General features: G+C 64.0%; 3 protein-coding genes. 1 reads left to right on the forward strand and 2 read right to left on the reverse strand.

The genetic code is table 11. From position 1 onward, the window contains the following. Positions 1 to 1,282, forward strand: a 1,282-nt coding sequence (locus EN964_RS33275) for a chloride channel protein (RefSeq protein WP_127277353.1), incomplete at its 5' end; no start/stop codon positions are given. On the opposite strand, the gene EN964_RS33280 is transcribed toward EN964_RS33275, so the two are convergent. Further along, positions 1,279 to 1,503, reverse strand: a complete 225-nt coding sequence (locus EN964_RS33280) for a ribbon-helix-helix domain-containing protein (protein WP_127271800.1) — start codon at positions 1,501 to 1,503, stop codon at positions 1,279 to 1,281. The two genes, EN964_RS33275 and EN964_RS33280, sit on opposite strands and share 4 nt — an antisense overlap. Further along, a complete protein-coding gene (locus EN964_RS33285) occupies positions 1,500 to 1,697 on the reverse strand; it encodes a DUF4169 family protein (protein ID WP_127271798.1) in 198 nt (65 codons plus the stop codon). Before EN964_RS33285 ends, EN964_RS33280 begins: the two co-directional genes overlap by 4 nt. Positions 1,698 to 1,835: the final 138 nt, after the last annotated feature.

A 1,835-nucleotide genomic window follows, 5' to 3' on the forward strand; every position in this document is an offset into this window, starting at 1 on the left:
GGGCATGACTACGGTTTTTGGAACACCGATTGCAGCCATCATGCTGGCGGTCGAACTGCTGCTTTTCGAATGGACCCCGCGCAGCTTCATCCCGGTGGCGGTGGCGGCTGTTATCGCCGAGGTCGAGCGCACCATGCTGCATCTGCCCGGGCCGATCTTTCCGTTTCAGGGCGGCATGGAGGTATCCTTTGTCGGCCTTGCCGGCTGGGTGGCGATCGGCGTTTGTGCAGGACTTTTGTCGGGACTGCTGACGCAGATGGTCTATGCCTGCGAGGACGGTTTTCAGAAGCTGCCGATCCACTGGATGTGGTGGCCGATGCTTGGCGGCCTGGTGGTCGGCATAGGCGGGCTGATCGAACCGCACGCGCTCGGTGTCGGCTATGACAACATCACCGACATGCTGGATGGCCGCACCGTCGCGACAGCGGCCCTTCTGCTGCTGGTGGTCAAGGCGATCATCTGGTCGGCAGCGCTCGGCTCGGGAACGTCGGGAGGTGTGCTGGCGCCGCTGTTGATCATGGGTGGGGCTATGGGCGCTGTGCTCGCCGGCGTTCTGCCTGCCGCGGATCCCGGTTTCTGGGCGCTGCTGGCAATGGCCGCCACGATGGGCGGCACGATGCGTGCGCCGCTGACCGCCACGTTCTTCGCCGTCGAACTGACCGGCAACACACATATGCTGGTGCCGCTGATTGCTGCCTGCGCCGCGGCGCACGCCGTCACCGTGCTTCTGATGAAGCGGTCGATCCTGACCGAAAAGATCGCCAGAAGGGGACATCATCTGGTTCGCGAATACCGCGTCGACCCTTTCGCCCTGACCAGGGTGCGCGAGGTGATGACCCCACAGGTCGAAAGCGTGCCGGCGACGATGACGCTGCATGGCGCTGCGGCATTCCTGACAGCGCCGGAAACACGGCATCCGAGTTTCCCGGTGGTCGATGAGCACGGCCATGTGCTGGGCCTCATCGATCCGCCGGCGATATTGCGCTGGAGACGCGCCGGCACGCACCGCACCACCACGCTTGGCGAACTGCTGGCCGGCAGCAAGGTGACGCTGGCCTATCCGGACGAATATCTCGAAGGCCTCTCCGACAAGCTGCTGACGGCCAACGTCTCTCATCTGCCCGTCGTCACTCGCGAAGGCTCTTTGCTGGTCGGCTATGTCGGCTGGAAGGATTTGATGCGCGTGCGGTCCAGGAAACAGGCCGAGGAGCGCGAACGTTCGACCTTGCTTGGCTTCGGCACCAGACGCAGGAAGAAGGAAGCGGCGGTCGAGGGCCTCTAGAAATCCGTTCCGCGCTTCGCCCACTCCAGGACATGGAGCCTCAACGCAGAGGACAGGTTGGTGTCGCGGGGCCTTGTCACGTCGACTTCGGCGACAAGCGCGGCAAGCGTCAGCTTTCTGGTCGCCGCGATCGCGACGAGGTCGTCATAGAAGGGTTTTTCGAGCGAGTAGCTGGTGCGGTGGCCGCGAATGGTCACCGAACGCTTTTCGACCGGGCTCATAGGTGGTCAGGGTCGCCGGGCTTTTCACGACGATGCCCGGCAACGAATTTTTCACTCTTGTCGGCGGCGATGCGGTCGCGTTCTTTTTCGGCCTTGGAGCGGCCGTGCAGCGCGCGATTCTGTTCGGCGGCGCGCAGCTTTTCGTCCCGCGCCTTTTGCTTGCGGGCCTGGCGGAGATTGACGATTTCGGCCACGGCGTAAGTCGCCGGCCTATTTCTTGCGGAAGGCGTCGAGCGAGACCACTTCGGCGCCCTTGGTGGCGGCGTCCGCGGCCGCAGGCTTCTTCTCCGCCTCGGCGGCGGCCTTCTTCTCGTCCTTCGGCTTTTTCTCGG

Origin of the sequence: Mesorhizobium sp. M7A.F.Ca.CA.001.10.2.1 (genome assembly GCF_003998575.1) — a bacterium.
Classification (GTDB): Bacteria; Pseudomonadota; Alphaproteobacteria; order Rhizobiales; family Rhizobiaceae; genus Mesorhizobium.

Excerpts from the sequence above, each read along its gene's own strand:
- EN964_RS33280 (WP_127271800.1), bottom strand. The coding sequence starts at position 1,503 with ATGAGCCCGGTCGAAAAGCGTTCGGTGACCATTCGCGGCCACCGCACC.